Below are 26,856 nucleotides of genomic sequence, written 5' to 3' on the forward strand. Positions count from 1 at the left end.
ACGGCCCCCGACGTCCCGGCGCGGGGGCCGTTCGTCGTCCGTGCCCGAAATGACCGTCCATACCGAAAGCGACAGATGACCCGTTCCACTGCGCTCGAAGACATCGTTCCGCTCTCGCCGCTGCAACAGGGCTTGCTCTACCTGAGTACCGTTGCGGCGCCGACCGGCTCGACATCCGACGACACGGCTGGGGCCGATCCCGACGCCTACACGGTGCAATCGGTGGTGCGACTCTCGGGGGCGGTCGACGAGGAGCGGATGGCGGCCTCCGCGCAGGCGCTGCTCGACCGTCATCCGGCGCTGCGCACGTGCTTCCGTCCCCGTAAGGACGGCCGTACGGCCGGTCTCGTCGTGTCGGGCGTGGAGAATCCCTGGCGCAGCGAGGATCTGTCCGGTCTCGAACGCGCCGAGGCGGAACGCCGGCTCGAGCAGATCGTCGAGGACGACCTGCACGACTGGTTCGACCTGACGCAACCGCCGCTCGTTCGCTGGACCTTCGTGCGGTTCGGCGCCGACGAGGTGCGCCTGCTGCTCACCGCCCACCACATCGTCGTCGACGGCTGGTCGTCCCCGATCATCGTGCGCGAGCTGCTCGAAATCTACGCCGCCGGGGGATCGGCGTCGGGCCTGCCGTCCGTGCGCCCCTACCGCGACTACCTCGCGTGGCTCGGGCGCCAGGACCGCGAGGCCGCCCGGTCGCTGTGGCAGGAGGCGCTCGACGGTGTGAGCGAGCCGTCGCTCGTGGCACCGCCGGGCGCGACCCGCTCGTCGGAACGCTGCGGCGAACTCGACGTTCCGGTCCCCGACGGGCTCGGCGCGAAGCTCGCGGAGCTCACCCGCGCGAGCGGCGTCACGCTCAACACGGTGCTGCAGACCGCGTGGGCGATGCTCCTGTCCGGTCTGCTCGGCCGCGACGACATCGTCTTCGGCGCGACGGTCTCGGGCCGCCCTCCGGAACTCGTCGGTGTGGAATCGATGATCGGGCTGTTCATCAACACCGTTCCGGTGCGGGTGCGGCTCGATCCCGCCGCGACCGTCACCGAACTGTTGCGACGCGTACAGCTCGAGCAGTCGCGCACCGTCGATCACCAGTACCTGGGCCTGTCCGAGGTGCAGCGCGCCGTCGGGATCGGTGAACTGTTCGACACCCTCACCGTCTTCGAGAGTTATCCCGTCGACCGCGACGCCCTCGAGCGAGCGCAACGCGCCGGGGGAGTGACGATCACCGGCGTCGACGGACGCGACGCCACCAACTATCCGCTGGTCCTCACGGCCGGCATGTCCGATCGGCTCGTCGTCAAGCTCGACCACCGCCCGTCGCTGATCGACGCGGACGAGGCCGCCGCCCTGGGCGCCCGCCTCGTCGCGATCCTCGAGGCCCTGTGTGCCCGGCCCGATGCGCCTGTCGCCGACCTCGACATCCTGCCGTCCTCGGAACGGGAACGTGTACTGGGCACCTGGTCCACCGCACCCGCGGCACCGTCGAGCGGCACCGTCGCCGACCTGCTCGCGCACCGGTTCACCACCGGCACCGACCGACCCGCAGTGGTGTGCGGTGAGCAGGAATCGTCGTTCGGTGAACTCGGCGCGGCCTCGGCGCGACTGGCGAGGTTGCTCGTCGACCGCGGCGTGCGACCCGACGACCGGGTCGGTCTCGCGCTTTCCCGGACCGGCGCCATGGTCGACGCGATCGTTGCCGTCCTCACCGCCGGAGGCGCCTATCTGCCGCTCGACCCGTCCTATCCCGCCGACCGGTTGAAGCACATGATCACCGATGCCGCACCGCGTCTGGTGATCACCACCGAGGCCGTGCGCGCGGGTCTCGGTGAGGTGCTCGACGGGGTCGACGCGCTGGTCCTCGACGACCCGGATGTCGAGTCCACACTGTCGGCGCTGTCGTCGGCTCCGCTCACGGACGCGGACCGGCGCGCTCCGCTCCGCCCGGATCATCTGGCCTACGTCGTCTACACCTCCGGCTCCACGGGTCTGCCGAAGGGCGTGGCCGTCTCGCACTCCAATCTCGCCGACCTGCACGCCGCACAGGCCGCCGGGCCCATGCACGCCGCCGGTCGTGCGCCGCGCGACGGGCAGTGGCACGTCCTGCTCACCTACCCGTTCGCCTTCGACTCGGCGGTCGCCGCGCTCACCTGGCTCTTCGAAGGCCATGTGCTGCATGTGCTTCCCGACGACAACCGTGCCGACGTCGACCGCATCGTCGACTACGTGCGCACCCACGGCATCGACTACGTCGACACCGTGCCCGTGCTCATGAACCGCCTGCTCGACGCCGGTCTCCTCGAACCGGGTGGGCACGTTCCCGCGATCGTCACCGTGGGCGGCGAAGCGGTGAGCACCGCGCTGTGGCAGCGACTCGCCGCGAGCGACGTGGTGGCGACGAACTGCTACGGACCCACTGAATGCACCGTCGACGCGACTTCCGCGCACATCGCGGGGGACACCGTGACGATCGGCGGTCCCACTCCCGGGACGAGCGTGCGGGTCCTGGACCACTGGCTGCGTCCCGTGCCCATCGGAGTGGCCGGTGAACTGTACGTCTCCGGAAACGGTGTCACCCGTGGCTATCTCGGCCGCCACGACCTGACCTCGGCACGCTTCGTCGCCGATCCCTGCGGGTCCGCGGGTGCCCGCATGTACCGCACGGGTGATGTCGTGCGCTGGACGGACGACGGCACACTCGAATACGTCGGCCGCGACGACGACCAGGTCAAGATCCGCGGATTCCGAGTGGAACCCGGCGAGATCGAGACCGCGCTCACCGCGCATCCGGCCGTGCGGAACGCCGTGGTGGTCGCACACACCGACCACCGGGGAACCACCCGCCTCGTCGGGTACATCGTCGGCGACGGACCCGACACCGCTGAGGTGCGGGCCGCGCTCGCCGACCGGTTGCCCGACTACATGGTCCCGGCGGTGCTCGTCACTCTTCCCGTCCTTCCGATTACGGCCAACGGCAAAATCGACCGGAAGGCGTTGCCCGAACCGGACTTCTCGTCCCTGGCGGGTGCCGGCGAACCGCGCACCGAGACAGAGCGGACGCTGTGCGCCACCGTCGCCGACGTCCTCGGCCTCGACCGCGTGGGTGTCCACGACGACTTCTTCACCCTCGGGGGCGATTCGATCGTCTCCATCCAACTCGTGTCGCGTCTACGCGCGGCCGGCCTGCGCGTGACCGCCCGTCAGGTCTTCGAACTGCGCACCGCAGCCGCACTCGCCACAGCGTGCGAGGCACCCGCCGAGGAACCCCGGCGAGGCCGGACGGCGGCGACCGGCCCGGTGCCCGTCACGCCGATCGTGCACGAATCCCTCGCGTCCGGATCGTTCGACTCGCTGCGCCGATTCACCCAGTCCCGGACGCTCGTCGCCCCCGTCGGCCTGCGGGAGATGGATCTGGTCACGGGTGTGCGGTCGCTGCTCGCGGCCCACCCCATGCTGCGCTCGCGGTTCACCGTCGGCGACTCGGAACCGTCGGGGCGTACTCGTCGCGGTGCGACATGGATCGTGCCCGAGGACATCCCGGAGGCCGCGACGCTCGTCCGGCGAGTGGATCACTCGACCACGGAACAAATTTCGTGGAACGACCTCATCGTCGAAGCGTCGGCGGAGGCTGTCGACGCACTCGACCCCGAAGCCGGGGTGATGCTCCGCGTGGTTTTCCTCGACCCGGGACCGCAGCAGGCCGGACGGATCGTCGTCGTCGCGCACCACCTCGTCGTCGACGGCGTGTCGTGGCGGATCCTGGTGCCCGACCTCGCCGGTGCCGTCTCCGCGGCCACCCGCGGGGAGACGCCAGCGCCGGAGGACACCGGGACGTCCTTCCGGGAGTGGGCGGAATCGCTCGTCGAAGCGGCCTCGTCCGAGCGGATCACCGGATCGTGGCCGCTCTGGGAATCCGCCCTCGCCGCCGAGAGTTCGCCCGCGGTGGGAAGCCGCGCCCTGGACCCGCAGCGCGACATCGTGTCGACCTCGGCGTCCGTCGAGATCGACGTACCGGTCGACGTCACCGAACGCATCCTCACCACGGTGCCGTCCGCCCTCGGTATCGGCACCGGCGATGTGCTGCTCGCGGCCCTCGCACTCGCCGTCACCGACGTCTGCGGCGGATCCGCCCTGCGAGTGCATCTCGAGAATCACGGACGCGAGGAACAGATCGTGCCTGGTGCCGACCTGTCGCGTACCGTCGGGTGGTTCACCTCCCTGTACCCCGTGACGGTCGAACTCGGCGGAGACCGTGCACTCGACGGCGGTGCTCCGCTCCGGGCCGTCGCCCACGCGACCGAATCGCTGAAACGCATTCCCGACAACGGAATCTCCTTCGGTCTCCTGCGTTTCCTCGGCGACGACCGTGACCGCTTCGATGGCTACCGGACCCCGGAGGTGATGTTCAACTACCTCGGCCGGATGACTCTCGGCGATACCGCCGACTCCGCGTGGTCGGCCGCACCCGAGGCGGCCGCGCTCGGTGGTTCCGTCGATCCGGCCATGCCCCTCGACCACGTCCTCGAGGTCAACGCGATCACGGAGGACGGACCGGACGGACCCGCTCTCTCGGCGGTGTTCACCTACGCCACCGGTGCTCTCGACGCCGATCGGGCCCGCCGGATCGGGCAGCGCTGGCTCGCGGCACTGCACCTTCTCACCGACACGGTCTCCGGCGGTGCCGTGGGCGTCCCCGTGCCGTCGGTGCTCACGGCGTCCGGGTTGTCCGTCGACGAGGTGCTCGCACTGCACGCCGAGAATCCGGACGGCATCGAGGACGTCGTGCCGCTGACACCCCTGCAGCGCGGCATGTACTTCCTGGCCGGACTGGACGAGCCGTCGGGATCGGGCAGTGTCGCCGAGGGTGTCGATGTCTACACGATGCAGACCGACCTCGCCCTCGACGGCCGCGTCGACGCCGGCACGATGCAGCGCTCGGTGCGTGCACTCGTCGACCGGCACGCCGTTCTGCGCACCGGCTATCGACTCGGCGCAGCGGGCGAACCGATCGGTGTCGTCCGTCGTACCGCCGAACCGCACTGGGAGGTCGTCGATCTCGGGACCGTCGAGCCCGGCGAACTCGACACGCGGGTGGCGGAACTGCTCGCCGCCGACCGCACCCGCAGATTCGATCTCGCGGCCGCACCCCTGGTGCGCTTCACGCTGGTGGTCGCGGGACCGACGCGTGCGCGACTGCTGTTCACGATGCACCACCTCGTCTCCGACGGTTGGTCCACCCCGCTGCTCGTGCAGGAACTCCTGCAGATCTACGCCGCCGGGGGTTCCGCCGCCGGACTCGCGCCGGTCGTGCCGTTCTCCGACTACCTCGACTGGCTCGGCGAACAGGACGTCGCGGCCGGTGTCGAAGTGTGGCGCGAGTTGCTCGACGGCGTGGACGAACCCACCCTCGTCACACCGTCCGGTACGGCGCTGCGACCGCAGTTTCCCGCCGAACTGACGGTCGCCGTGCCCGACGGGCTGTCGCGGCGGCTCGTCGAAGCGAGCCGCGCACAGGGCGTCACGGTCAACGGACTCGTGCAGACCGCCTGGGGCCTTCTCGTCGGGTCGCTCACCGGCAGAACCGATGTCGTCTTCGGTGCGATCGTCTCCGGGCGCGTCCCCGACGTGCCGGGCGTGGAATCGATGATCGGCCTGTTCATCAACACCGTCCCGGTACGCGTCCGCACGCAGGCGGGGGAGTCGATCACCGATCTCGTCACTCGCACGCACGGCACCCAGAACCGCGTGATGGACCACCAGTACGTCGGTCTCGCCGACATCCAACGTGCCGTCGGGATCGGCGAACTGTTCGATACCCTCCTCGTCTTCGAGAACTACCCCGTCGACCGCGACGCCCTCGACGCGGCGCAACGGGACGGCGGCGTGCGGGTCGGGTCGGTCGGGGGTTCGGACGCCACGAACTTCCCGCTCGTGCTGGTCGCGGGACTGGAGGACGAACTGCACCTCGGCCTCGAGTACCGGACCGATCTGTTCACCGAGGACGACGCCACCGCACTGGGGGAGCGCCTCGTCCGCATCCTCGACCAGCTCGTCGCCGAGAACCCCGGCACCGTGGCGCAACTCGATGTGCTCACGACCGCTGAGCGGGCCGGTCTGCGCAGCGACCGGTCGACGACCGCCGCGGCCCCGTCGAGCGGAGCGGCGACCGTCGCCGATCTCCTGGCGCGGCAGATCGCCCGCACCCCGCACGCACCTGCGGTGGTCGCCGACGGCACGACACTGTCGTTCGCGGAACTGGGCGGGCGCTCCGCGCGACTCGCGCGGCTCCTCGTCGACGCCGGAGTCGGACCGGAGACGGTCGTGGGACTCGCGCTGCCGCGGTCCGAGCACATGGTCGTCGCGATCGCGGCGGCGATCTCGTCGGGTGGCGTGTACGTGCCGATGGACCCGTCCTATCCGCAGGATCGACTGGCGCACATGGTTTCCGACTCTCGACCACAGGTGATCGTCACGGTCGCCTCGGTTCTCGACGGTATCGTCCCCATCGCAGGCGACACGAGGATCGTGGTGCTCGACGACCCCGACCTGCAACTCGGCGAATTCTCCACCGCCCCACTGACGAATGCCGACCGCCGCGGTGCGCTGCGCCCGCACAACGGCGTGTACGTCATCTACACCTCCGGTTCGACCGGACTGCCGAAGGGTGTCGCGGTCACGCACGCGAACCTGCTCAACCTGTTCGAGAGCCACCGCGCGGATCTCTACGTCCCGACCGTAGCGGCGTCCGGACGCGATTCCGTCGGCGTCGGGCACGCGTGGTCGTTCGGTTTCGACGCCTCGTGGCAGCCGACCCTGTGGTTGCTCGACGGACACACGGTGCACGTCTTCGACGAGGACACCATGCGTGATCCCGAACGGATGGTCGCATACACGCTCGAGCACGAACTCGACTTCCTCGAGGTCACCCCGTCCTTCCTCGACCGCATGCTCGCTGCCGGACTGTACGAGAGCGGACACCGCCCCGCCTCCGTCGGATTCGGTGGCGAGGCAGTCAATCCGGCGTCGTGGCAGCGACTGCGGGAGCTGACCGACGGGCGCGCCTTCAACCTCTACGGACCGACCGAATGCACCGTGGACTCTCTCATCGGGGCCGTCACCGACGCCGACACACCGTGCCTCGGCCGGGCCGTGCACGGCGCCGGCGCGTACGTCCTCGACGCGATGCTCCGGCCCGTCCCGATGGGTGTGGTCGGCGAACTGTACGTCTCCGGTGCCGGTGTCGCCCGCGGATATCTCGGCCGACCCGACCTCACGACGGTGCGGTTCGTGCCGAATCCTTTCGCCGACGACGGCACCCGTATGTACCGCACCGGCGACCTCGTCCGGCGGGTGCGTGGTGCCGACGGCCGGCCCGTGCTCGAATTCCTCGGCCGCGGCGACGATCAGGTCAAGATCCGCGGCTTCCGGGTCGAACTCGGTGAGGTGGAGGCCGCGCTGACCGCGGTGCGCGGGGTGCGGGACGCGGTCGTGGACGCGCACACCGACAGTCGTGGAGTGACGCGTCTGGTCGGCTACGTGACCCCGGACGGTGCCGTCGATCCGGCGGTCGTCCGTGCCGCCGTTGCCGAGCGTCTGCCCGACTACATGGTGCCCGCCGTGGTGCTCGTACTCGACGCCTTCCCCGTCACTGCCAACGGCAAGGTCGACCGGAAGGCGTTGCCCGAGCCGGACTTCTCGTCGCTGGTCGGGGCGCGTGCACCGCGTACCGACACCGAGCGGGTCCTGGCGGGACTCGTCGCGGACGTGCTCGGACTCGAACGGGTGGGGATCGACGACGATTTCTTCTCCCTCGGTGGCGACTCGATCGTTTCGATCCAGCTCGTGTCGAAGGTCCGGGCGGCCGGGCTGTGGATCACCACGCGTCAGGTGATCGAACTGCGCACCGTCGAGGCACTCGCGGCCGCGATCGACAGTGGCGGCGGACAGACCCGTCCGGCAGCCGTCGGCGACGTGGCAGGCGAGGTGACCGTCACGCCGATCGTGTGGGACACCCTCGATCAGTGGACGGGGTTGTCCCGGTTCTCGCAGGCGCGACTGCTCGTCGCGCCGGTCGGGCTCACGCTCGACACCCTGCGTACCGCGGTCGAGGCACTCGTGGCCGCCCATCCGATGCTGCGCTCGACCTTCCGTGTCGACGACGAAGGCCGACCGTCGTGGACGGTCCCCGAAACCGTTCCCGACCTCACCGCAGCCGTGCGGCGCGTCGACGCCACGGGCCGGGACTGGGACGAGTTGTTCGACGAGGAGCGTGAGAACGCGTACGCCGCACTCGATCCCGAGAACGGGACGATGGTGCAGATCGCGTGGTTCGACTTCGGGCCGCAGCAGGCCGGACGCGTCCTGATCGTCGTGAACCACCTCGTGGTGGACGGCGTGTCGTGGCGGATCCTCGTCCCCGACCTCGCCGACGCCGTCGAACAGGCCGAACGCGGGGAGACGGTGACCCTGTCGTCGAGCGGCACACCCTTCCGGGTGTGGGCGGACGAACTCGCGAAAGCGGCACGCTCGGAGCGGATCACCGCGTCGTGGTCGGCCTGGCAGCGTGCCGTCGACGCCGACGAACCGATGCTCGGTTCGCGCCCGCTCGACCCGGCACGCGACACCGTCCTCTCGACCCGGTCGACCCGCGTGCAGCTGCCCGTCGACGTCACCGAGCGGGTCCTGGCCGCGAACGTCGTCGACGACATCCTGCTCTCGGCCCTCGCCGTCGCGGTGGCGTCGGTCCGGGGTGGCGACCAGGTCCGCATCGACCTCGAGGGACACGGCCGGGAGGAGCAGGTGGTCCCCGGTGCCGACCTGTCGCGCACGGTCGGCTGGTTCACGTCGATGTATCCGGTGACGGTGGATCTGGCGGAGATCGACGTGGCGTCCGCGTCCCGGGACACCGACGCCGCGGGCGCGGTGCTGCGTGCGGTGGCCCGCGCGTCGCGGGAACGACCCGACAACGGCATCGGCTTCGGCCTGCTGCGTCGACTGAACCCGGACTTCGGCGACCGCTTCGCCCGGTACGTGCCGCCGGCCGTCGTCTTCAACTACCTCGGTCGGCTCACGCTCGGCGAGGCGTCGGGCAGCCCGTGGTCGGGTGCACCGGGCGCCGCTGCGATCGGAGGTTCGGTGGATCCGGACATGCCGCTCGACCACGTCCTGCAGGTGGACGCCATCACCGAGGACACCCCGGACGGCGCGGTTCTGGAATGCGAGTTCGCCGCCGCAGCGGACGTGGTCGACGCGGACACGCTCGCCGAGATCGCGCGGATCTGGCAGGAGACGGTGCAGGTCGTCGTCGCCGCGAAAGAACTCACCGGCACCGCTTACCAGGGCACAGCGCCTGCACACATCGAAACAAGGAGAACACCATGCTCGATCGCACTACCGTCCTCGCCGACACCGCCCGGATCCTGGACATCGACGTCGACGAACTCGACCCCTCGGTGAGCCTCGTCGACCAGGGACTCGACTCCGTCCGGCTGATGGCCCTCGTGGAACAGTGGCGTAGCGCCGGCGTCGAGGTCGACTTCGTGGACCTCGCCTCCGCCCCCGACCTCGAGCAGTGGATCGCGCTGCTCACCCGCGGATGAGCGGGTGATCGTGGCCGTCTTCGAGAAGCTCCTCATCGACCTCGACCCGCTGCGGACCAGCCGCGAGTTCCGGTACCTGTTCACCGCACGCGTCGTGTCGCTGTTCGGTCTCGGTTTCCTCATCGTGGCCGTGCCCGTGCAGGTGTACCAGCTCACCGGCTCGACGGCGCAGGTCGCCGCCGTCTCCGCGGTGATCGGTGTGACCACCTTCGGGGCCACCTTCGCGGGCGGGGTGCTCGCCGACCGGTACGACCGGCGGAACGTCATCGCCCTCGCCCGCGGCACCGCGGGCGTCGCCTTCGCGCTGCTGGCGATCAACGCGTTCCTGCCCGAACCGCAGATGTGGGCGATCTACGTGCTCGCCGTCGTCGACGGCATCGCGGGCGGGATCTCGTCGACCGCGCTCATGGCGGTAACCCCCAGCCTGATCCCGCGCGACAAGCTCGCCGCGGCCGGCGCGCTCATGGCGCTGACCGCCGACCTCGGCTCCATGATCGGCCCGGCGCTCGGCGGTGTCGTCATCGCCGCCGGTGGTGTGGGTGTGGCCTACGCGCTCGCGGCGTTCACCACGGCGATCACCACCTTCTGCATCACCCGCCTGCCGTCGCTGCCGCCGACGCACGTGGCGGAGGAATCACCGCTGAAGTCGGTGGTGTCGGGTTTCCGGTACGCGGCACACAACCGCGTGGTGGGGCAGGTGCTGATCGTCGGATTCCTCGCGATGCTGCTGTCCGGCTGGGCCGTGCTGATCCCGGAGTTCGCCGACGAGGTGCTCGGCGTCGGACCGTCGGTGGTCGGCCTGCTCTACACCGCACCCGCCGTCGGAGCCGTGGTCGGCTCGCTGACCAGCGGCTGGACCGGCTCGATCCGCCGGTACGGGCTGGTGGTGTACCTGCTCATGGCGGTCTCCGCCGCCGGTCTGGTGGGTGCCGGCGCGACCGGCGTCCTCGCCGTCGTGCTGCTCGGTCTGGCCGCGCACGGTTTCGGCGACTCGCTCGCGGACGTCGTGCGGTACGCGACCGTCCAGCGCAACACCTCCGACGAGTACCGCGGACGGATCGCGGCCGTGTGGGGCGCGCAGGTGACGGCCGGTACCTCCGTCGGCGCGGTCGCGGCGGGCGTCGTGGCCTCGCTGGTGCCGATCTCGATGGCCCTGACCATCTACGGCGTGGCCGGTGTGGTGATCATCGCGATCATGTTCGTTGCGACCCCGACGCTGCGGCGGTTCGAGGACACGGGCGATCTCGAAGCTGTGGGCTGACCTGCGGGTCGACGAGCGGGGCCGGGGTGATCCCCGGCCCCGCCTTCGCGTCGATCAGCGCTTTCGCGTCATACCCGTCCGTCGCGCGCCCAGGCCTCCACGGCCGAATACCCTTCGCTGACGCCCTGGGTGTAAGCGACGAGCGCGCCGTACAACCGGGATCCCTCGGTGGCGAGTTCGATGGTGCCCACCCAGTCGGCAGCGCGTGCCATGACGTGCGCGCAGATGTCCTGCCGGTCGCGTGTCGCGGACGACACGATCCGGAACGCCTCGTCGGCGATCCGGAAGGTCTCGGCGACACCGCGCCAGAAGTACTCCGCGTCCATGGCAGAGCGCAGCGACTCGTAATCCGTCGTGTCCTGCATCGCCGTAGCGTGTGCCAGTCGCTGCAGAGCATGCTCCGCAGCTCCGACGGGGAAGTACGTCACGTCGTCGATGGTGTCCTTGCCGCCGCTTGTCGTTCTCACCGCAGAGATGGTGCCCGATCTCGAGCGAATACGAAACAGCTCGTAGGTAACGGTATAGGCACGCGGCGTGTCGCCTACCCGGCCGCCGCCGGACGGTTCGGGATCAGGCACACGCACGACACCAGCAGGACGGCGCAGACCAGAACGGCGACGAACACCGGCGCCACCGAGTCCGCCAACTGCGCCGCACCGGGAGTTCCGGTGACGGTCTCGTCCGCCGCTGCGCCCCCGAGGGCTGCATTGGCCAGCGCACCGAACACCGCCACGCCCACCGCGCTGCCGATCGCACGTGCGAAGGCGTTCGCGCCCGTGACGACGCCCCGCTCGGACCAGTCGACGCTGGACTGCGCCGCGATCAGCGCGGGACTGGCGATCAACCCCATCCCGAGTCCCACGAGCACGCAGCAGAGCGCCACCTCCCCGGGAGCCGAATCCACCCCGACCTGCGTCAACAGCGCCGCGCCGCACAACAGCGGCACCGCACCCACCAGACCGGTGTTGCGAAAACCGATCCGCAGATAGAGCCGGCCCGACTGCGCCGCCGCGATCGGCCAGCCGATCGTCATCGTCGCCAGCGTGAACCCCGCGACGAGCGCCGTGGTCCCCAGCGAACCCTGCACGAACGACGGAACGTACGAGGTCAGACCCAGCACGACCGCGCCCACCAGGCACGACACCGCGCTGGTGGTGACCAGCACACGTCGCGTGAACAGCCGGATCGGCAGAATCGGCTCGGCGGCGCGGGACTCGATCCACACGAACACCGCGATCAGGGCTGCACCGGCGGCGAAGATGCCGATCCCGGTCGCCGACGTCCACGCCCATGACTGCCCGCCCTCGAGCAGGCCGAGGATCAGCAGGGCGGCGCCTACCGCGAGTGTCGCCGCGCCGGCCCAGTCCACGCGCGGTCGCGGTCCCGACGGCGTGTCCTCGCGGAAGTTGCGGACGAGCACCCACGCCGCGAGGGCACACAACGGCAGGTTGATCCAGAAGATCCACCGCCACGACAGGAAGTCTGCGAAGACACCGCCCACGGTCGGGCCGATCACCGCCGACATGCCCCACACACTGGCGAGATAGCCCTGCGCCTTGGCGCGCTCGGCGACCGTGTAGATGTCCCCGGCGATCGTCTGTGCCATCGGCAGCACCGCACCGGCGCCGAGTCCCTGCACCGCGCGGAACGCGATCAGCGCCGGCATGCTCCACGCCACCGCGCACAGCACCGAACCCGCCGCAAACACCCCGATCCCGAACAACAACAGCGGAGTGCGGCCGAAGACGTCGGAGAGTTTGCCGTAGACCGGGACGAGCACCGCCTGCGTGAGCAGATAGGCGGAGAACAACCACGGGAACTGCGTGAAGCCGCCCAGGTCCGCGACGATCGTCGGGATCGCGGTCGCCAGGATGGTGCTCTCGAGCGCCACGAGGGAGGTGGCGAGCATCAGAGCGATGAGGATCGGGCCCCGCTCGGACCCGAACCCGACGTCCACTCGCGATGATGCGGCCATGCCACTCCTGTTCCCACTCGTACGTTCGTTGTTCCACCCGGCTGTGAACGAGTGGGATATCCGCCACGGGGTGCGGTACGCCCACTCGATGAGCACTAGGGTGTCAGCGTGCGTCCTTCACTCGAGTCCTACCAACACCTCGCCGGCGGCAAGGTGCGTGATCTGTACGTGATCGACGACGAGCACCTGCTCCTCGTCGCCAGTGACCGGATCTCGGCCTACGATCACGTGCTCGAGACCCTGATCCCCGACAAGGGGCGGGTCCTCACTGCGATGAGCGTGTTCTTCTTCAAGCTGCTCGACGCCACCAACAACCACCTCGCGGGAGAACCCGACGACGAGCGTATCCCCGAGGAGGTCCTCGGCCGCGCACTCGTGGTCAAGCGCCTCGAGATGGTGCCCGTCGAGTGCGTCGCCCGAGGCTTCCTCACCGGCTCCGGCCTGCTCGACTACCAAGCCACGTGCTCCGTCTGCGGTGTCACCCTGCCCCAGGGGCTCGTCGAGGCCAGCAGACTGCCCGAACCGATCTTCACCCCGGCCAGCAAGGCTGCGCTCGGCGACCACGACGAGAACATCTCCTTCGACGACGTCGTCGAGAAGGTCGGTCTGAACCTGGCGATGAAGCTGCGCCAGGACACGCTCGATATCTACGACCGCGCCGCCATGTACGCGTCCGACCGCGGCATCCTGCTCGCCGACACCAAGTTGGAGTTCGGTCTCGACAAGGCCGGCAATCTGGTGCTCGCCGACGAGGTCCTCACCCCGGATTCGTCCCGCTACTGGGACGCGAACGAGTACGAGGAGGGCAAGGTTCAGCCCAGCTTCGACAAGCAGATCGTCCGGAACTGGCTCACCGGACCCGAATCGGGCTGGGACCGCGCCTCCGACACCCCGCCCCCGCCGCTGCCGCAGCACGTCGTCGACAAGACGCGAGCTCGCTACATCGAGGCGTACGAACGTATTTCGGGACTGTCCTTCGACGATTGGATCGGCTGACCGCATATGACCTCCTCGAAGATCACTCCGCCGGTCGCGAAGAAGGTGCCGCTCGAGCGCACCCATCACGGGCACACCTTCGTCGACGACTACGAATGGCTGCGCGACAAGAACGACCCCGAGGTCGTCGCGTACCTGGAAGCGGAGAACTCGTACACCGAGGCGCAGACGGAACATCTCGCTCCGCTGCGTGAGGCGATCTTCGAGGAGATCAGGTCGCGCACCCAGGAGACCGACATGTCGGTCCCCACCCGGATGGGTGACTGGTGGTACTACGCCCGCACCGTCGAGGGCAAGCAGTACGCGATCCAGTGCCGGTGCCCGATCGCCGACGCCGACGACTGGACACCGCCCGACGTCACGCCTGGTGTGGAACTCCCCGGCGAGCAGGTGCTCCTCGACGGCAACGTCGAGTCGGAAGGGCACGAGTTCTTCTCGCTCGGGGCGTTCTCGATCAGCCACGACGGCACGCTGCTCGCGTACTCGACCGACGTCGTGGGCGACGAGCGCTACACCCTGCGCATCAAGGACCTCACCACCGGTGAGATGCGGGCGGACGAGATCCCCGGCACCGCACCGGGAGCGACGTGGGCGCTCGACCACAGCCACGTCTTCTACCAGACGGTCGACGAGTCGTGGCGGCCCGACACCGTCTGGCGGCACAAGCTCGGCACCTCCGTCGACGAGGACGTGAAGGTCTTCCACGAACCCGACGAGCGGTACTGGGTGTCGATCGGTTCGACCCGCAGCGAGAAGTACCTCATGATCTGGGTCGGCTCGAAGATCACCACCGAGGGATGGGTGCTCGAATCCGAGAACCCCACAGGCGAATTCCGTGTGATCCTGCCGCGCCGCGAAGGTGTCGAGTACGGTGCCGAGCACGCCGTGATCGCCGGTGAGGACCGCTTCCTGATCCTGCACAACGACGTCGACCCCGAGACGGGGAAGAAGGCCGAGAACTTCGTCCTCGCCGAGGCTCCCGTCGACGACCCGTCCGCGCTGCGCACCCTGATCGAGCACCGGCACGACGTGCGCCTCGAGGACGTCGACGCGTTCGAGGGACACCTCGTGCTCGGCTACCGCCGCGAAGCCCTCACCCGACTCGCGGTGTGGCCGTTGACCGACGAGGGCTACGGCAAGCTCACCGAACTAGAGTTCGACGAGGAACTCTTCGCCGTCGGACCGGGCGCGAACCCCGAATGGACCCAGCCCACACTGCGTCTGGGCTACACGTCGTTCATCACCCCGAGCCGGGTCTACGACTACACCGTGAGCACCGGTGAGCTGAAGCTGCTCAAGTCGCAGCCGGTGCTCGGCGAGTTCGACCCGACGCTCTACGAGCAGCGCCGCGAGTGGGCGACCGCCGAGGACGGCACGAAGATCCCGCTGTCGATCGTCGCGCGCAAGGGCACCCCCGAGAACGCGCCCACGCTGCTGTACGGCTACGGCTCGTACGAAGTGAGCATCGACCCGGCCTTCTCCGTCGCACGCCTGTCGCTGCTCGACCGGGGCATGGTCTTCGCGGTCGCGCACGTGCGCGGCGGCGGCGAGATGGGCCGGCACTGGTACGAGAACGGCAAGTCGCTGACGAAGAAGAACACCTTCACCGACTTCGTGGCGTGCGCGCGGCACCTGATCGACGCCGGCGTCACGAGCCCGGAGAAGCTGGTCGCCGACGGCGGCAGTGCCGGTGGCCTGCTCATGGGTGCGGTCGCGAACATCGCACCCGAGCTGTTCGCGGGCATCCTCGCGAACGTCCCGTTCGTCGACCCGCTCACGTCGATCCTCGATCCGTCCTTGCCGCTCACGGTGATCGAATGGGACGAGTGGGGCAACCCGCTCGAGAACCCAGAGGTGTACGAGTACATGCGCTCGTACAGCCCCTACGAGAACGTCGAGGCCAAGGATTACCCGGCGATCCTCGCGATCACCAGCATCAACGACACGCGCGTGCTCTACGTCGAACCCGCCAAGTGGGTCGCCAAGCTGCGCGCGACGAAGACCGGCGATGCGCCGTTGCTGCTCAAGACGGAGATGAGCGCGGGACACGGCGGTGTGTCGGGCCGGTACGAGAAGTGGCGCGAGGTCGCGTTCGAGTTCGCGTGGGTGCTCGAGACGTCGGGCGCCTGCCGCGCGGAGACCGCTGCGGGCTGAGCTCGGTATCCGCTCGCGTTCTCGCTATTCGCCGCAGCAATTGCCGACGCGAATGACGAACTGTGTAGCCGATAGCAGACCGCTCACCTGCGCAGTTCGTACCGGACCTGAGGCCGGCCGGCGCGGCCGTACTCGGTGATGCGGGTCGCGGCTCCGTCGTCGGCGAGCCGTTCGAGGTAACGCCACGCCGTCACGCGTGAGACCCCCACGGCCGATCCGACTTCCGCAGCGGTTCGCGGCCCGTCGGCGTGATGAAGGAAATCGGTGATCTTCGACAGCGTGTCGGGGGAGATGCCCTTGGGTGTGGACGGACGGGAACTGCTCGTGCGCAGAGCCGACATGGCGCGATCGATATCGTGCTGGCCCGCCGCGGTCTCGGCGTCGCGCAACGCCGAGCGGTAGGCCACGTACTGTTCGAGCTTGTCCTGCAGTGCCGCGAAGGTGAACGGCTTGAGCAGATACAGCACCACACCCCGCGCGACCGCCGTCCGCACGACCTCCAGATCGCGGTTCGACGTGACGGCGATGATGTCGGGACTCGGACGACCGGCGCTCAGGCGTGCAGCCACTTCGAGGCCGCTCGTGTCGGGGAGCCCGATGTCGAGCAGCACCAGATCCACCGGTGTGCCCACCCGCGCAGCCGACGCGACCGCCCGCACGGCGTCGCTACCCGTGTGCGCGACACCTACCACCTCGAATCCGTCCACCCTCCCGACGTATTCGCGGTGGGCCTCGGCGATGAGAGGTTCGTCCTCGACGACGAGCACCCGGATCACGACCGGCTCTCCAAGGGGATCACGGCGACGATCATCGAACCCAGCGACGGTTCGGTGCGCAGAGTTCCCCCGTGACGCGCCACGACCTGGGCGACGAGTGCGAGTCCGAGGCCGCGCTGCTCGGACTTGGTGGAGTAGCCGCGCTGCATGGCCTGGGCCAGCACCTCCGGCGACATCCCCGGCCCGCTGTCGGCGACCTCGACGATCATCGACGAATCGTCCCGACGCACAGTCACCTCCACCCATGGGTCGTCCGACGCATGGGAGGCGTCGATGGCGTTGTCGATGAGATTCCCGACGAGGGTGACGATATCGCGCGCCGGGATGGACGGAACCGGGCCCAGTTCCGTGTCGTCGGTGACGGTCAGTTCCACACCTCGCTCGGCCGCCGCGTCGATCTTGCCGAGCAGCAACGCCGACAGCGCCGGCTCGTGGATGGCACTTGTCAACCTGTCGATCAGGTGCTGGGAGACCGCCAGTTCCTGCGTCGCGAACGCGACCGCGTCCTCCGTCCGGCCGAGTTCGACCATCGTGACGATGGTGTGCAGACGGTTCGCCGACTCGTGGGCCTGCGCCCGCAGCGACTCGGCGAATCCGCGGACCGAGTCGAGTTCACCGAGGACACCGCGCAACTCGGTGTGGTCGCGGAGGGTGACGACGGTGCCGATGCGGCGCTCGTTCCAGTTCACCGCGTCGCTGTTGACGACGAGGGTGCGGTCGCGCGTCAGGTGCACCTCGTCGCGTGCCTCGCCGGTGGTTGCGAGTTCGCGCAGTGTCTCGGGCAGGGCGTCGAAGGGGACCGGCCCGGTCGGGGGAAGGCCGAGCAGGCGGCGTGCCTCGTCGTTGACGACGTCGACCTGCGGTGAGGCGCCGGGTGCTCCACCGAACACCAGCAGCCCTTCACCGATCGAGTGCAGGACGGCGTCGTGGTGTTCGTACATGCGCCGCAGCTGGTCGGGATCGAGCCCGAGGGTCTGACGGCGCAGGCGCCGCGCGATCAGGTATCCGCCCGCCGCGGTGACCACGAGCCCGGCCGCCACCAGGCCGACGATGCCCGGAAGGCTCCGCACGAAGTTCTCGGCGATCCTCTCCCGTGTCACCCCGACCGACACGAATCCGACGAGCGTGCCGTCGTCGTAGACCGGCGCGATGGTGCGGATCGACGATCCGAGGCTGCCCGTGTACGTCTCGGTGAACGGCGTGCCCGAACGGGCCTCATCGGTGTGGCCCGTGTACGGCAACCCGATCTGCTCCGGCACCGGATGTGTCACGCGGATGCCCTCGGGGTCCACGACGACGACGAAGTCCACCCCTGTCGCCTCGCGGATCTGCTCGGCGCGGGGCTGGAGCGCTGCGGTCGGATCGGGGGAGAGCAACCCGTCCGCGACCTCCGGGAAGAGCGCGGCTGTCACTGCGATATCCGTCACGGTGCGGCGCGTGGCCTCGTCGGCGTCGCGGCGTTCGTCGACGACGATGAGCGCACCCGCCACGATCGCTATCACCGTGAACACCACCAGCTGGAGGATGAGCAGCTGGCCCGCCACGCTCATCGGCGGTCTCGCCTGGCGACGGTTCACCGTTCACCTCCCGTGAACACTATGTACACAAACTTCTCCCGCGGCGACCCGGCCACCACCATGTCCTTATGTGGACGTGATGCCGGTCACCACCCGGGCGCGGAGCGGCCCCTACCAGGGTCCCGTAGTACCCGACCGAACCACGGTCGATTCCCGAGTCCTCGCCGGTGCGTCACCGCATCCCGTTATCCGTGAACATCGCGCGACGAGCCCGCGCATGATCGAAGGGCACTCCATGAGCACCACAACCGTGCGGGGCGAGAAACGCCGCGACCGTACCCACTGGCTGTACATCGGCGTCATCATCGCCGTCGTCGCCGGTATCGCCGTCGGATGGCTGGCCCCCGAGACGGGCAAGTCGCTCGGTGTCCTCGGCACCATGTTCGTCGACCTGATCAAGATGATGATCAGCCCGGTGATCTTCTGCACCATCGTGCTCGGCATCGGGTCGGTCCGGGCAGCGGCGAGCGTCGGCCGGATCGGTGGACTCGCGCTGATCTACTTCGTGGGCATGTCGACCGTGGCCCTCGCAATCGGCCTGGGTGTGGGCAACCTGCTCGACCCGGGCTCGGGGCTCACCCTCGATCCGGCCAACGCCGGCTCGGGTGCCGAACTCGCCGAGAAGGCGCATGCCGCCGGCGGCACCGTCGACTTCATCGCGTCGATCATCCCCACCTCCCTGTTGTCCGCACTGACCGAGGGCAGCGTCCTGCAGACCCTGTTCGTGGCGCTGCTCGTCGGCTTCGCCATCCAGGGCATCGGCAAGTCGGGTGAACCGATCCTGCGGGGCATCGGCCACCTGCAGAAGCTGGTCTTCCGCATCCTGACGATGATCCTGTGGCTCGCCCCGATCGGTGCCTTCGGTGCCATCGCCAACGTCGTCGGCCAGACCGGTCTGAGCGCGGTCCTGCAGCTCGGTGTTCTGATGATCGCCTTCTACCTCACGTGCGTCGTGTTCGTCTTCGGTGTTCTCGGATCGTTGCTGCGAGCGGTCTCCGGTGTCTCGGTGTTCAAGCTCGTGAAGTACCTCGCCCGCGAGTACCTCCTCATCTTCGCGACGTCGTCGTCGGAGTCCGCGCTGCCGCGTCTGATCGCCAAGATGGAGCACCTCGGTGTCCAGCGCACCACCGTCGGCGTGGTCGTGCCCACCGGTTACTCGTTCAACCTGGACGGCACCGCGATCTACCTGACGATGGCCGCCCTGTTCGTGTCCGACGCGATGGGCAGTCCCCTGAACATGGGTGAGCAGATCTCGCTCCTGCTGTTCATGATCGTCGCCTCGAAGGGTGCGGCCGGGGTCACCGGTGCCGGTCTGGCGACGCTGGCCGGCGGTCTGCAGAGCCACCGCCCCGACCTGCTCGACGGTGTCGGCCTGATCGTCGGTGTCGACCGGTTCATGTCCGAGGCGCGTGCCGTCACCAACTTCTCCGGCAACGCCATCGCGACCCTGCTCATCGGCACGTGGACCAAGTCGGTGGACCGTGACCGCGTCGACGAGGTGCTCAGCGGACGGCTGCCGTTCGACGAAAGCATGATGGTCGACGATCACGAGCCCGCCCCCGAGCGCGAACCGGCGAAGCTGGAGAAGGTGTCCGTCTGATCCGGCATCCGCTACGACGATGGCTGTCCGCTACGGAAATTTTCCGTAGCGGACAGCTATTTCTGTAGCGACTACGCGCCGGCGGCGTTATCACGACATCCGCCGGCTCGAGGACCTCGACGAGGAGAAGGTCCGGAAGTGGGTGAGACAGGCCGCCGCGCTGCCGGGGGAGAAGATGTAGCACGCCGATGTTCGGGGGAGTGATCGGGCACACGATAGTTTGGATGCATGACCACGCCTCTCCAGGACATCCCGATCAACACCCTCTCGGGTGAACCCACGAATCTCGGCTCGTACGAGGGCCACGCGGTACTCGTCGTCAACGTCGCGTCCAAGTGCGGCCTGACCCCGCAGTACACGGCGCTCGAGAAGCTCGCGCAGGAATACCGCGACCGCGGACTGTTCGTCGTGGGCGTGCCGTGCAATCAGTTCATGGGTCAGGAGCCCGGAACGCCGGAGGAGATCCAGGAGTTCTGCTCCGCCACCTACGGCGTGACCTTCCCGCTGCTCGAGAAGATCGAGGTCAACGGCGAGAACCGGCATCCGCTCTACGCCGAGCTCACCAAGCACCCGGATGCCTCCGGCGAGGCCGGCGACATCCAGTGGAACTTCGAGAAGTTCCTCATCGCTCCCGACGGCACGGTCGCCGCGCGCTTCCGTCCCCGCACGGAACCGGATGCGCCCGAGATCCTCGACGCCCTCGAAGAGATCCTGCCGGCCTGACATGTTCGGCACAGAAGCGCGGGACGCGCTGTACGACATCATCCGCATGCGTCGCGACGTCCGTGCAGAATTCAGCGGGGAACGGCTCGACGAGGACACGCTGATGCGCATCCTGCGGGCCGCCCATCACGCACCCAGTGTCGGCAACACCCAGCCCTGGGACTTCGTCGTCGTACAGGACGAACAGCGGCTGAAGGAGTTCGCCGAGCACGTCGCCGGTTGCCGGCAGGCGTTCGCCGACTCGCTCCCCGAGGACCGGAAGAACACCTTCGACCCCATCAAGATCGAAGGCATCGTCGAATCGGGGACCGGCGTCGTCGTCACCTACGACCCCGAACGCGGCGGCAAGCACATCCTCGGCCGTCACACCATCGACGAATCCGGCCTGTTCTCGGCCGTGCTGGCGATCCAGAACCTGTGGCTCGCCGCGACCGCCGAGGGCCTCGGCGTGGGATGGGTGTCGTTCTACGAGGAGGACTTCCTCGCCGACTTCGTCGGAGTGAGCGCACCCGTGCGTCCCATCGCGTGGCTGTGTGTCGGGCCGGTCACGCGGCTCCAGGAGATACCCGACCTCGAACGGTTCGGCTGGCGCAAGGGGCGCCAGCTCGAGGAGGCCGTGCACCGCGACAGGTTCGCGGCGCCGGGTGACCGGGAAGCCTGATCCGACGGGTGGCGACCGGTTCGTGAGTGCGCGAGCCGGCCGCCACCCGCTGTTTCACAGATCGGTCGCCACCTGCCTGTTTTCAGAGTTCGGTCGCGACCTTCCAGGCACTGTGGATGGCGCCCTCGATGTAGTCGACCCGACCCGCGTCCCCGACGACGCGGACATCGACGTCCGAGCCGGCCAGTTCGTCGGCGAGCGGTGCTGCCGCCGACACACCGGACGCGACCACGACCATGCGGGCGCGTACCGATTTCGTCTCGCCACCCACGGTGAACTCCACCGTCTTCGGGGTGATGCGCTGAACCGTCGCACCACGATGCACCTCGAGGCCGACCTCGCGCGCGTGCTTGACGGCGGTCCACCGGCGCGGCATCGCCATCGGCACCCCGAGCTGCTTCCCCTCGGCGAGCAGCGTCACCCGGCTTCCCCGCTCGGCCATGAACTCCGCGAGTTCGAGCCCGACGAGCGAGCCGCCGATCACGACGACGTCCTTCGCCATCGGCAGGAAACGCAGGAACCGCCGGCTCAGATCACGGATCTTCCGAGGGCTCGTGGTGATACCGGCGAGCCTGCCCACCCGGCCCATCACCCGCAGCACCGGGGACTGATCGGAGACGTCGCCCGCACCCGTCATGAGCGCACGCATGCTGTCGCCGGTGTGCACGTGCGGCAAGTCCCCGCCCGGCACGGTGGGACGTTCCCGCACGGCGCCCGTCGCGACGACCACCACGTCCGGCTTCAGGGCGCGGATCGATGCGGAGGTGGCCTCGGCGCCGAGCCGCACGTCGATGCCGAGGCGGGTGACCTCGGCCGTCAGCCACTTCAGCAGCCGCTCGTTGTCGGGGGTGGTGAGGGTCGAGAACCACAGGGTCCCGCCCAGCCGGTCGGTCTTGTCCAGGACGGTGACGCGGTGCCCGCGCTCGGTGGCGACCCGCGCAGTCTCGAGGCCGCCCGGCCCGGCACCCACCACGACGACGTGCTTCGGCGCCGCAGTGCGGACGAACGGCACGAGTGTCTCGTTGCCCAGCGCCGGATTGACCGCACAGATGGGCGTGGCATCCCAGAAGTTCTCCTGCACGCACACATAGCAGTTGATGCACGGGCGGATCTGCTCGCTGCGGCCCTGCTTGAGCTTGGCGACGAGCGCGGGATCGGCCAGCAACTGACGTCCCATCGCGACGAAGTCGGTGACGCCCTCGGCGATCATTCGCTCGCCGACCTCCGGCAGCATGCGGCCGACGGTGATGACGGGGATCGACACCGCACGCTTGATGACCGCCGCGTTGTGGGTGTAGTAGCCGACCTTGTCCGGCAACGGGCCGTCGGTGAAATTCGCGAACGCGTTCAGCGCGGTGCCAGTGACGTGGAGTGCATCGGCACCGGCCTGCTCGAACAGCACTGCGGCAGCAGCGGATTCCTCGACGGTCAGGCCGTCCGTCTCACCGTATTCCTGCCCTGCCAGCCGCACGATGACGGCGAGGCGGTCGCCGACCTCGGCCTTGACCGCGCGGATCACCTCGCAGGTCAGCCGGGCCCGGTTCTCCAGCGACCCGCCGTATCCGTCGGTGCGCTGGTTCGTGTAGCGGCTGAGGAAGGCGCCGAGCACGTAGTTGTGGGCGGCGTGGATCTCGACGGCGTCCGCTCCGGCGGCGGCGACCCGGCCCGCGGCCTCGGCGAACATCCGGATCAACCATTCGATGTCGCTCTCGGAGGCCTCGTTGTAGGTGGCCTGCGCGCCACCCTGGATCGATGCCATGCGCTGCAGTTCCGCGGGCGTGCAGTCGGCTATGGCGCTCATGTCGCTCGGCGGCTTCGGGATGCTCGGCACGAGCTGCGGCCGGCCCTGCAGGGTGTCGATACGGGCGACCTTGCCGTGGTGCACCATCTGCACGCACAGTTTGCTGCCGGCCTCGTGGACGGCGTCGGTCAGTGCGCGGAGGCCGGGGATGAACCGGTCCTCGGACAGGCCGGGTTCCTTCGTGCTGGTGCATCCCGCCGGATAGGCGACCGCGCAGCATCCGGTGACGATCAGCCCGGTGCCTCCGGCCGCGCGGGCGACGAAATGATCGATGTCGCCCTGCTCGATCTCCCCGTCCTCGCAGAGGTTCATGTCCATGGCGGGCATCACCACGCGGTTGTCCAGGGTGATCGGCCCGATGGTGCCGGGGGAGAGAAGGCGCGTATGGTCTGGTTCGGGACTGCCACGCCCGGACGGTATGCCCGGCTCCGTGTGGCCGTCGACACTGTCCCGATGAACGGGATGCGGATCGCCGGCCCGAGTCTTCATCCGGACTTCCCGGTCGGGCAGGACGCCGTTCACCCGAGTGCAGCAGGCTCGGGGGCATGAGCGGACGGATGATCGTGTCGGTGTCGGGGATCCGGGACGTCACGCGCGACCTCGTGGACGCCTTCGCCCGTGAGACAGACGCGCGTGGAGTGCCGTTGTCGCTGTTCGTCGCACCCCGCCTGAAAGACCACTACCGCCTCGTGCGGGATCCGGCGACGCAGGAGTGGCTGCTCGAGCGACGCGAGGGCGGCGACGCGATCGTGCTGCACGGTTACGACCAGGCGGCGACGAAGCGACGTCGCGCCGAGTTCGCGACGCTGCCCGAGCACGAAGCACGGTTGCGCCTGCTCGCCGCCGACCGTGTGCTCGAGGAGACCGGACTGCGCACCCGGCTGTTCGCACCACCGCGATGGCGCGCGTCGCCGGGCGCAGTGACAGCACTTCCGCAGGTCGGTTTCCGGATGATGGCGGACAACGCGGGGATCCACGATCTGGTGGCGGGCACCGTGACGAAGACGCGGCTGTACGCGCTCGGTGACGGTGCGGGGTCGGACGTGTGGCGCTGCCGCGCGATGGTGATGGGCGCGTCGCGGACGGCGCGGCGCGGGGAGCTGCTGCGTCTGGCGATCGCCGCTCCCCGGCTCGCCGAGTCCGGACCCCGGCAGGCGATCCTCGACGCCGTCGACCTCGCGCTGCACCACGGTGCCGAACCGACCGTCCACGCCTGGCGGCCGCGTCCGTCGAACAGCCGCGTGGCGTGATCCCGCCTGGCCCGCCGGTGCTCCCGGTCGCCGCATCCGCTCGGTAATGTTGGCGGCCATGGATGCTGACGTGATCGTGGTGGGGGCGGGACTCGCGGGGCTCGTGGCGGTCGGTGAACTGATCGACGCCGGTCGCAAGGTTCTGCTGGTCGATCAGGAGAACTCGAACAACATTGGTGGGCAGGCCTTCTGGTCGTTCGGTGGGTTGTTCTTCGTCGACAGTCCCGAACAGCGACGACTCGGGATCAAGGATTCCTACGAACTCGCCTTGCAGGACTGGATGGGGACCGCCGGCTTCGACCGCGAGATCGAGGACCGCTGGCCGCGGCGCTGGGCCCAGGCCTACGTCGAGTTCGCCGCGGGGGAGAAGCACGCCTGGCTCGAGCAGCGCGGGCTGAAGATCTTCCCGATGGTCAACTGGGCCGAACGCGGCGGATACGACGCTGCAGGGCACGGCAACTCGGTCCCGCGATTCCACATCACCTGGGGTACCGGTCCGGGCCTCGTCGAGATCTTCGAGCGCAAGCTCCGCGAAGGCGTCGAACGCGGTCTCGTCGCGCTGAAGCACCGCCACCGGGTCGACGAACTCGTCGTCACCGACGGCGCCGCCACCGGTGTGCGCGGAGCGATCCTCGAGCCCACCGACGCGGCGCGCGGCGTGGCGTCCTCCCGCACCGTCGTCGGGGACTTCAAGTTCTCCGCCGGAGCCGTGATCGTCACCTCCGGCGGGATCGGCGGCAACTACGACCTCGTGAAGAAGAACTGGCCGAAGCGGATGGGGGAGCCGCCGAAGCACATGCTCAGCGGTGTGCCCGCGCACGTCGACGGCCGGATGCTCGAGATCACCGAGAAGGCCGGCGGGAACATCGTCAACCGCGACCGCATGTGGCACTACACCGAGGGCATCACCAACTACGACCCGGTGTGGCCCGATCACGGCATCCGCATCCTGCCCGGCCCGTCGTCGCTGTGGCTCGACGCCACCGGCAAGCGGTTGCCGGTGCCGTTGTTCCCCGGCTTCGACACGCTCGGCACCCTCGAGTACATCGTGAGCACGGGTTACGACCACACCTGGTTCGTGCTCGACCAGAAGATCATCGAGAAGGAGTTCGGGCTCTCCGGCTCCGAGCAGAATCCCGACCTCACCGGGCGCAGCCTCCGCCTGCTGCTGCAGCGGGTCAGGTCGGGTGCCCCCGGACCGGTCGAGGCCTTCAAGGAGCGCGGTGTCGACTTCGTCGTCCGCGACACGCTCGCCGATCTCGTGGCGGGCATGAACGAACTCACCCCCGAGGCGCCGCTCGACTACGAGCAGGTGCGTTCGGTGGTCGAGGCCCGGGACCGCGAGATGGACAACAAGTACACCAAAGACCTGCAGGTCGCGACGGTGCGCTCGGCGCGGGCCTACGTACCCGACCGCGTCGTCCGCATCGCGGCGCCGCACCGGATCCTCGACCCCAAGGCCGGACCGCTCATCGCGGTCAAGTTGCACCTGCTCACCCGCAAGACGCTCGGCGGGCTCGAGACCGACCTGTCCTCGCGCGTGCTGCGGTCGGACGGGTCGGTCTTCGACGGCCTCTTCGCCGCCGGTGAGGTCGCCGGCTTCGGTGGTGGCGGCGTCCACGGCTACCGGTCGCTCGAGGGCACCTTCCTCGGCGGATGCATCTTCTCGGGCCGGGCGGCGGGTCGCGCCGCCGCCCGCTGAACCTCCCGTTGGCGTCGACTGGGACAGCAGAGCGCAAAACGGTCGTAGGAGCGCGAAACATCCCGCGCCGACGACCGTTTCGCGCTCCGCAGCGTCAGACCTCGACGCCGTCTTCGTGCGGCAGCACGCGGAATTCGGTGCCCTCCGGCGCCATCTCGCTGTACCGGCCGTAGAAGATGCCGCGACCGTTGTCGTTGACGATGCCCTGGTGGATCGGCACGGCGACCCGCGGATTCACCGCGCGCAGGTAGTCGATCGCCTCCCAGATCTTGAGCCACGGCGCGGTCGACGGCAGGGCCAGCACGTCGACGCGCTCGTGCGGGATGTACAGCGAGTCGCCGGGGTGCAGCAGCCGCGACGGATTCTCGTCGTCGCCCACGAGGAAGGCCGTGTTGTCGATGACGGGCATGTCGGGGTGGATCACCGCGTGCCGTCCGCCGGTGCCGCGTACGGTCAGCGAACCCACCGAGAAGGCGTCGCCCGGACGCACCGCGGTCCAGTCGCCGTCGAGCAGGTTCGCCGACTGCGGGTCGGAGAACAACTGCGCTCCGGGGTTGGCCTCGAGGAGCGCGGGCAGCCGGGTGGTATCGGCGTGGTCGGGATGCTGGTGGGTCACGAGGATCGCGTCGAGTCCGGTGATGCCCTCGAACCCGTGGGAGAAATTTCCGGGGTCGAAAAGGAGCTTCGCGCCGAGGTGTTCGACGAGGATGCAGGAATGGCCGAAATGGGTCAGTTGCATGTCGTCGAGTATGCCGTCGGGAGGAGCCCGATGACCGACTCACGG

Annotated in this window: 16 protein-coding genes; 10 read left to right on the forward strand and 6 right to left on the reverse strand. The window is 69.0% G+C overall.

The features are described from left to right. Positions 1-75 precede the first annotated feature (75 nt). From ACQR3U_RS03280 to entS, 3 genes are read left to right on the forward strand one after another with little or no spacing between them, the layout of a single operon-like run. Positions 76-9,453 (forward strand): non-ribosomal peptide synthetase, encoded by a 9,378-nt coding sequence (locus tag ACQR3U_RS03280; protein WP_230809694.1) that lies wholly within the window; start codon positions 76-78, stop codon positions 9,451-9,453. After that, positions 9,375-9,596: a phosphopantetheine-binding protein gene (locus ACQR3U_RS03285; RefSeq protein ID WP_006551840.1), complete on the forward strand. Its 222-nt coding sequence runs from the start codon at positions 9,375-9,377 to the stop codon at positions 9,594-9,596. The genes ACQR3U_RS03280 and ACQR3U_RS03285 overlap by 79 nt, the downstream gene beginning before the upstream one ends. Positions 9,597-9,606: 10 nt before the next feature. Further along, on the forward strand, positions 9,607-10,857 hold the full coding sequence (entS, locus tag ACQR3U_RS03290) for an enterobactin transporter EntS (RefSeq protein WP_024102995.1): 1,251 nt from the start codon (positions 9,607-9,609) through the stop codon (positions 10,855-10,857). Positions 10,858-10,925: 68 nt separating this feature from the next. Here the strand turns inward: entS and ACQR3U_RS03295 are convergent, their stop codons facing one another. Then, positions 10,926-11,324 carry a hypothetical protein gene (locus ACQR3U_RS03295; protein ID WP_006551838.1) on the reverse strand — a complete coding sequence of 133 codons (399 nt, stop codon included), beginning with the start codon at positions 11,322-11,324 and terminating at the stop codon, positions 10,926-10,928. Positions 11,325-11,398: 74 nt separating this feature from the next. Then, positions 11,399-12,832: an MDR family MFS transporter gene (locus ACQR3U_RS03300; RefSeq protein WP_094979470.1), complete on the reverse strand. Its 1,434-nt coding sequence runs from the start codon at positions 12,830-12,832 to the stop codon at positions 11,399-11,401. Between the two features lie 108 nt (positions 12,833-12,940). Between ACQR3U_RS03300 and ACQR3U_RS03305 the strand changes: the two genes are divergently transcribed. Continuing rightward, the gene (locus ACQR3U_RS03305) at positions 12,941-13,828 is read left to right on the forward strand and encodes a phosphoribosylaminoimidazolesuccinocarboxamide synthase (RefSeq protein ID WP_230809695.1); all 888 of its coding nucleotides are present in this window, start codon (positions 12,941-12,943) and stop codon (positions 13,826-13,828) included. A 6-nt stretch (positions 13,829-13,834) separates the two neighbouring features. After that, on the forward strand, positions 13,835-15,982 hold the full coding sequence (locus ACQR3U_RS03310; protein WP_230809696.1) for a S9 family peptidase: 2,148 nt from the start codon (positions 13,835-13,837) through the stop codon (positions 15,980-15,982). An 83-nt stretch (positions 15,983-16,065) separates the two neighbouring features. Here the strand turns inward: ACQR3U_RS03310 and ACQR3U_RS03315 are convergent, their stop codons facing one another. Both ACQR3U_RS03315 and ACQR3U_RS03320 read right to left on the reverse strand, forming a co-directional pair. Beyond that, positions 16,066-16,758 (reverse strand): response regulator, encoded by a 693-nt coding sequence (locus tag ACQR3U_RS03315; protein ID WP_006551834.1) that lies wholly within the window; start codon positions 16,756-16,758, stop codon positions 16,066-16,068. Further along, positions 16,755-18,308, reverse strand: coding sequence for an ATP-binding protein (locus ACQR3U_RS03320; RefSeq protein ID WP_230809697.1), 1,554 nt, complete (start codon positions 18,306-18,308; stop codon positions 16,755-16,757). The genes ACQR3U_RS03315 and ACQR3U_RS03320 overlap by 4 nt, the downstream gene beginning before the upstream one ends. Positions 18,309-18,570: 262 nt before the next feature. On the opposite strand from ACQR3U_RS03320, the gene ACQR3U_RS03325 reads away from it, so the two are divergent. The 3 genes from ACQR3U_RS03325 (at position 18,571) to bluB (ending at position 21,319) form a co-directional block, all read left to right on the forward strand. Next, on the forward strand, positions 18,571-19,935 hold the full coding sequence (locus ACQR3U_RS03325) for a cation:dicarboxylate symporter family transporter (protein WP_033096838.1): 1,365 nt from the start codon (positions 18,571-18,573) through the stop codon (positions 19,933-19,935). 228 nt (positions 19,936-20,163) lie between these two features. Then, positions 20,164-20,658, forward strand: a complete 495-nt coding sequence (locus ACQR3U_RS03330; RefSeq protein WP_019290035.1) for a glutathione peroxidase — start codon at positions 20,164-20,166, stop codon at positions 20,656-20,658. A gap of 1 nt (position 20,659) precedes the next feature. After that, positions 20,660-21,319, forward strand: coding sequence for a 5,6-dimethylbenzimidazole synthase (gene bluB, locus ACQR3U_RS03335; RefSeq protein ID WP_230809698.1), 660 nt, complete (start codon positions 20,660-20,662; stop codon positions 21,317-21,319). A gap of 82 nt (positions 21,320-21,401) precedes the next feature. Here the strand turns inward: bluB and ACQR3U_RS03340 are convergent, their stop codons facing one another. Beyond that, positions 21,402-23,447 carry an FAD-dependent oxidoreductase gene (locus ACQR3U_RS03340; RefSeq protein ID WP_230809814.1) on the reverse strand — a complete coding sequence of 682 codons (2,046 nt, stop codon included), beginning with the start codon at positions 23,445-23,447 and terminating at the stop codon, positions 21,402-21,404. 218 nt (positions 23,448-23,665) lie between these two features. On the opposite strand from ACQR3U_RS03340, the gene ACQR3U_RS03345 reads away from it, so the two are divergent. Next, positions 23,666-24,370: a DUF2334 domain-containing protein gene (locus ACQR3U_RS03345; RefSeq protein WP_024103003.1), complete on the forward strand. Its 705-nt coding sequence runs from the start codon at positions 23,666-23,668 to the stop codon at positions 24,368-24,370. Positions 24,371-24,428: 58 nt separating this feature from the next. Further along, positions 24,429-26,072 (forward strand): FAD-binding dehydrogenase, encoded by a 1,644-nt coding sequence (locus ACQR3U_RS03350; RefSeq protein ID WP_230809699.1) that lies wholly within the window; start codon positions 24,429-24,431, stop codon positions 26,070-26,072. A gap of 94 nt (positions 26,073-26,166) precedes the next feature. Here ACQR3U_RS03350 and ACQR3U_RS03355 read toward each other — a convergent pair whose 3' ends face one another. After that, on the reverse strand, positions 26,167-26,811 hold the full coding sequence (locus ACQR3U_RS03355) for an MBL fold metallo-hydrolase (RefSeq protein ID WP_064852801.1): 645 nt from the start codon (positions 26,809-26,811) through the stop codon (positions 26,167-26,169). Between the last annotated feature and the right edge of the window lie 45 nt (positions 26,812-26,856).

This window comes from Rhodococcus sp. IEGM1339, assembly GCF_050321925.1.
Lineage (GTDB): Bacteria > Actinomycetota > Actinomycetes > Mycobacteriales > Mycobacteriaceae > Rhodococcus > Rhodococcus pyridinivorans.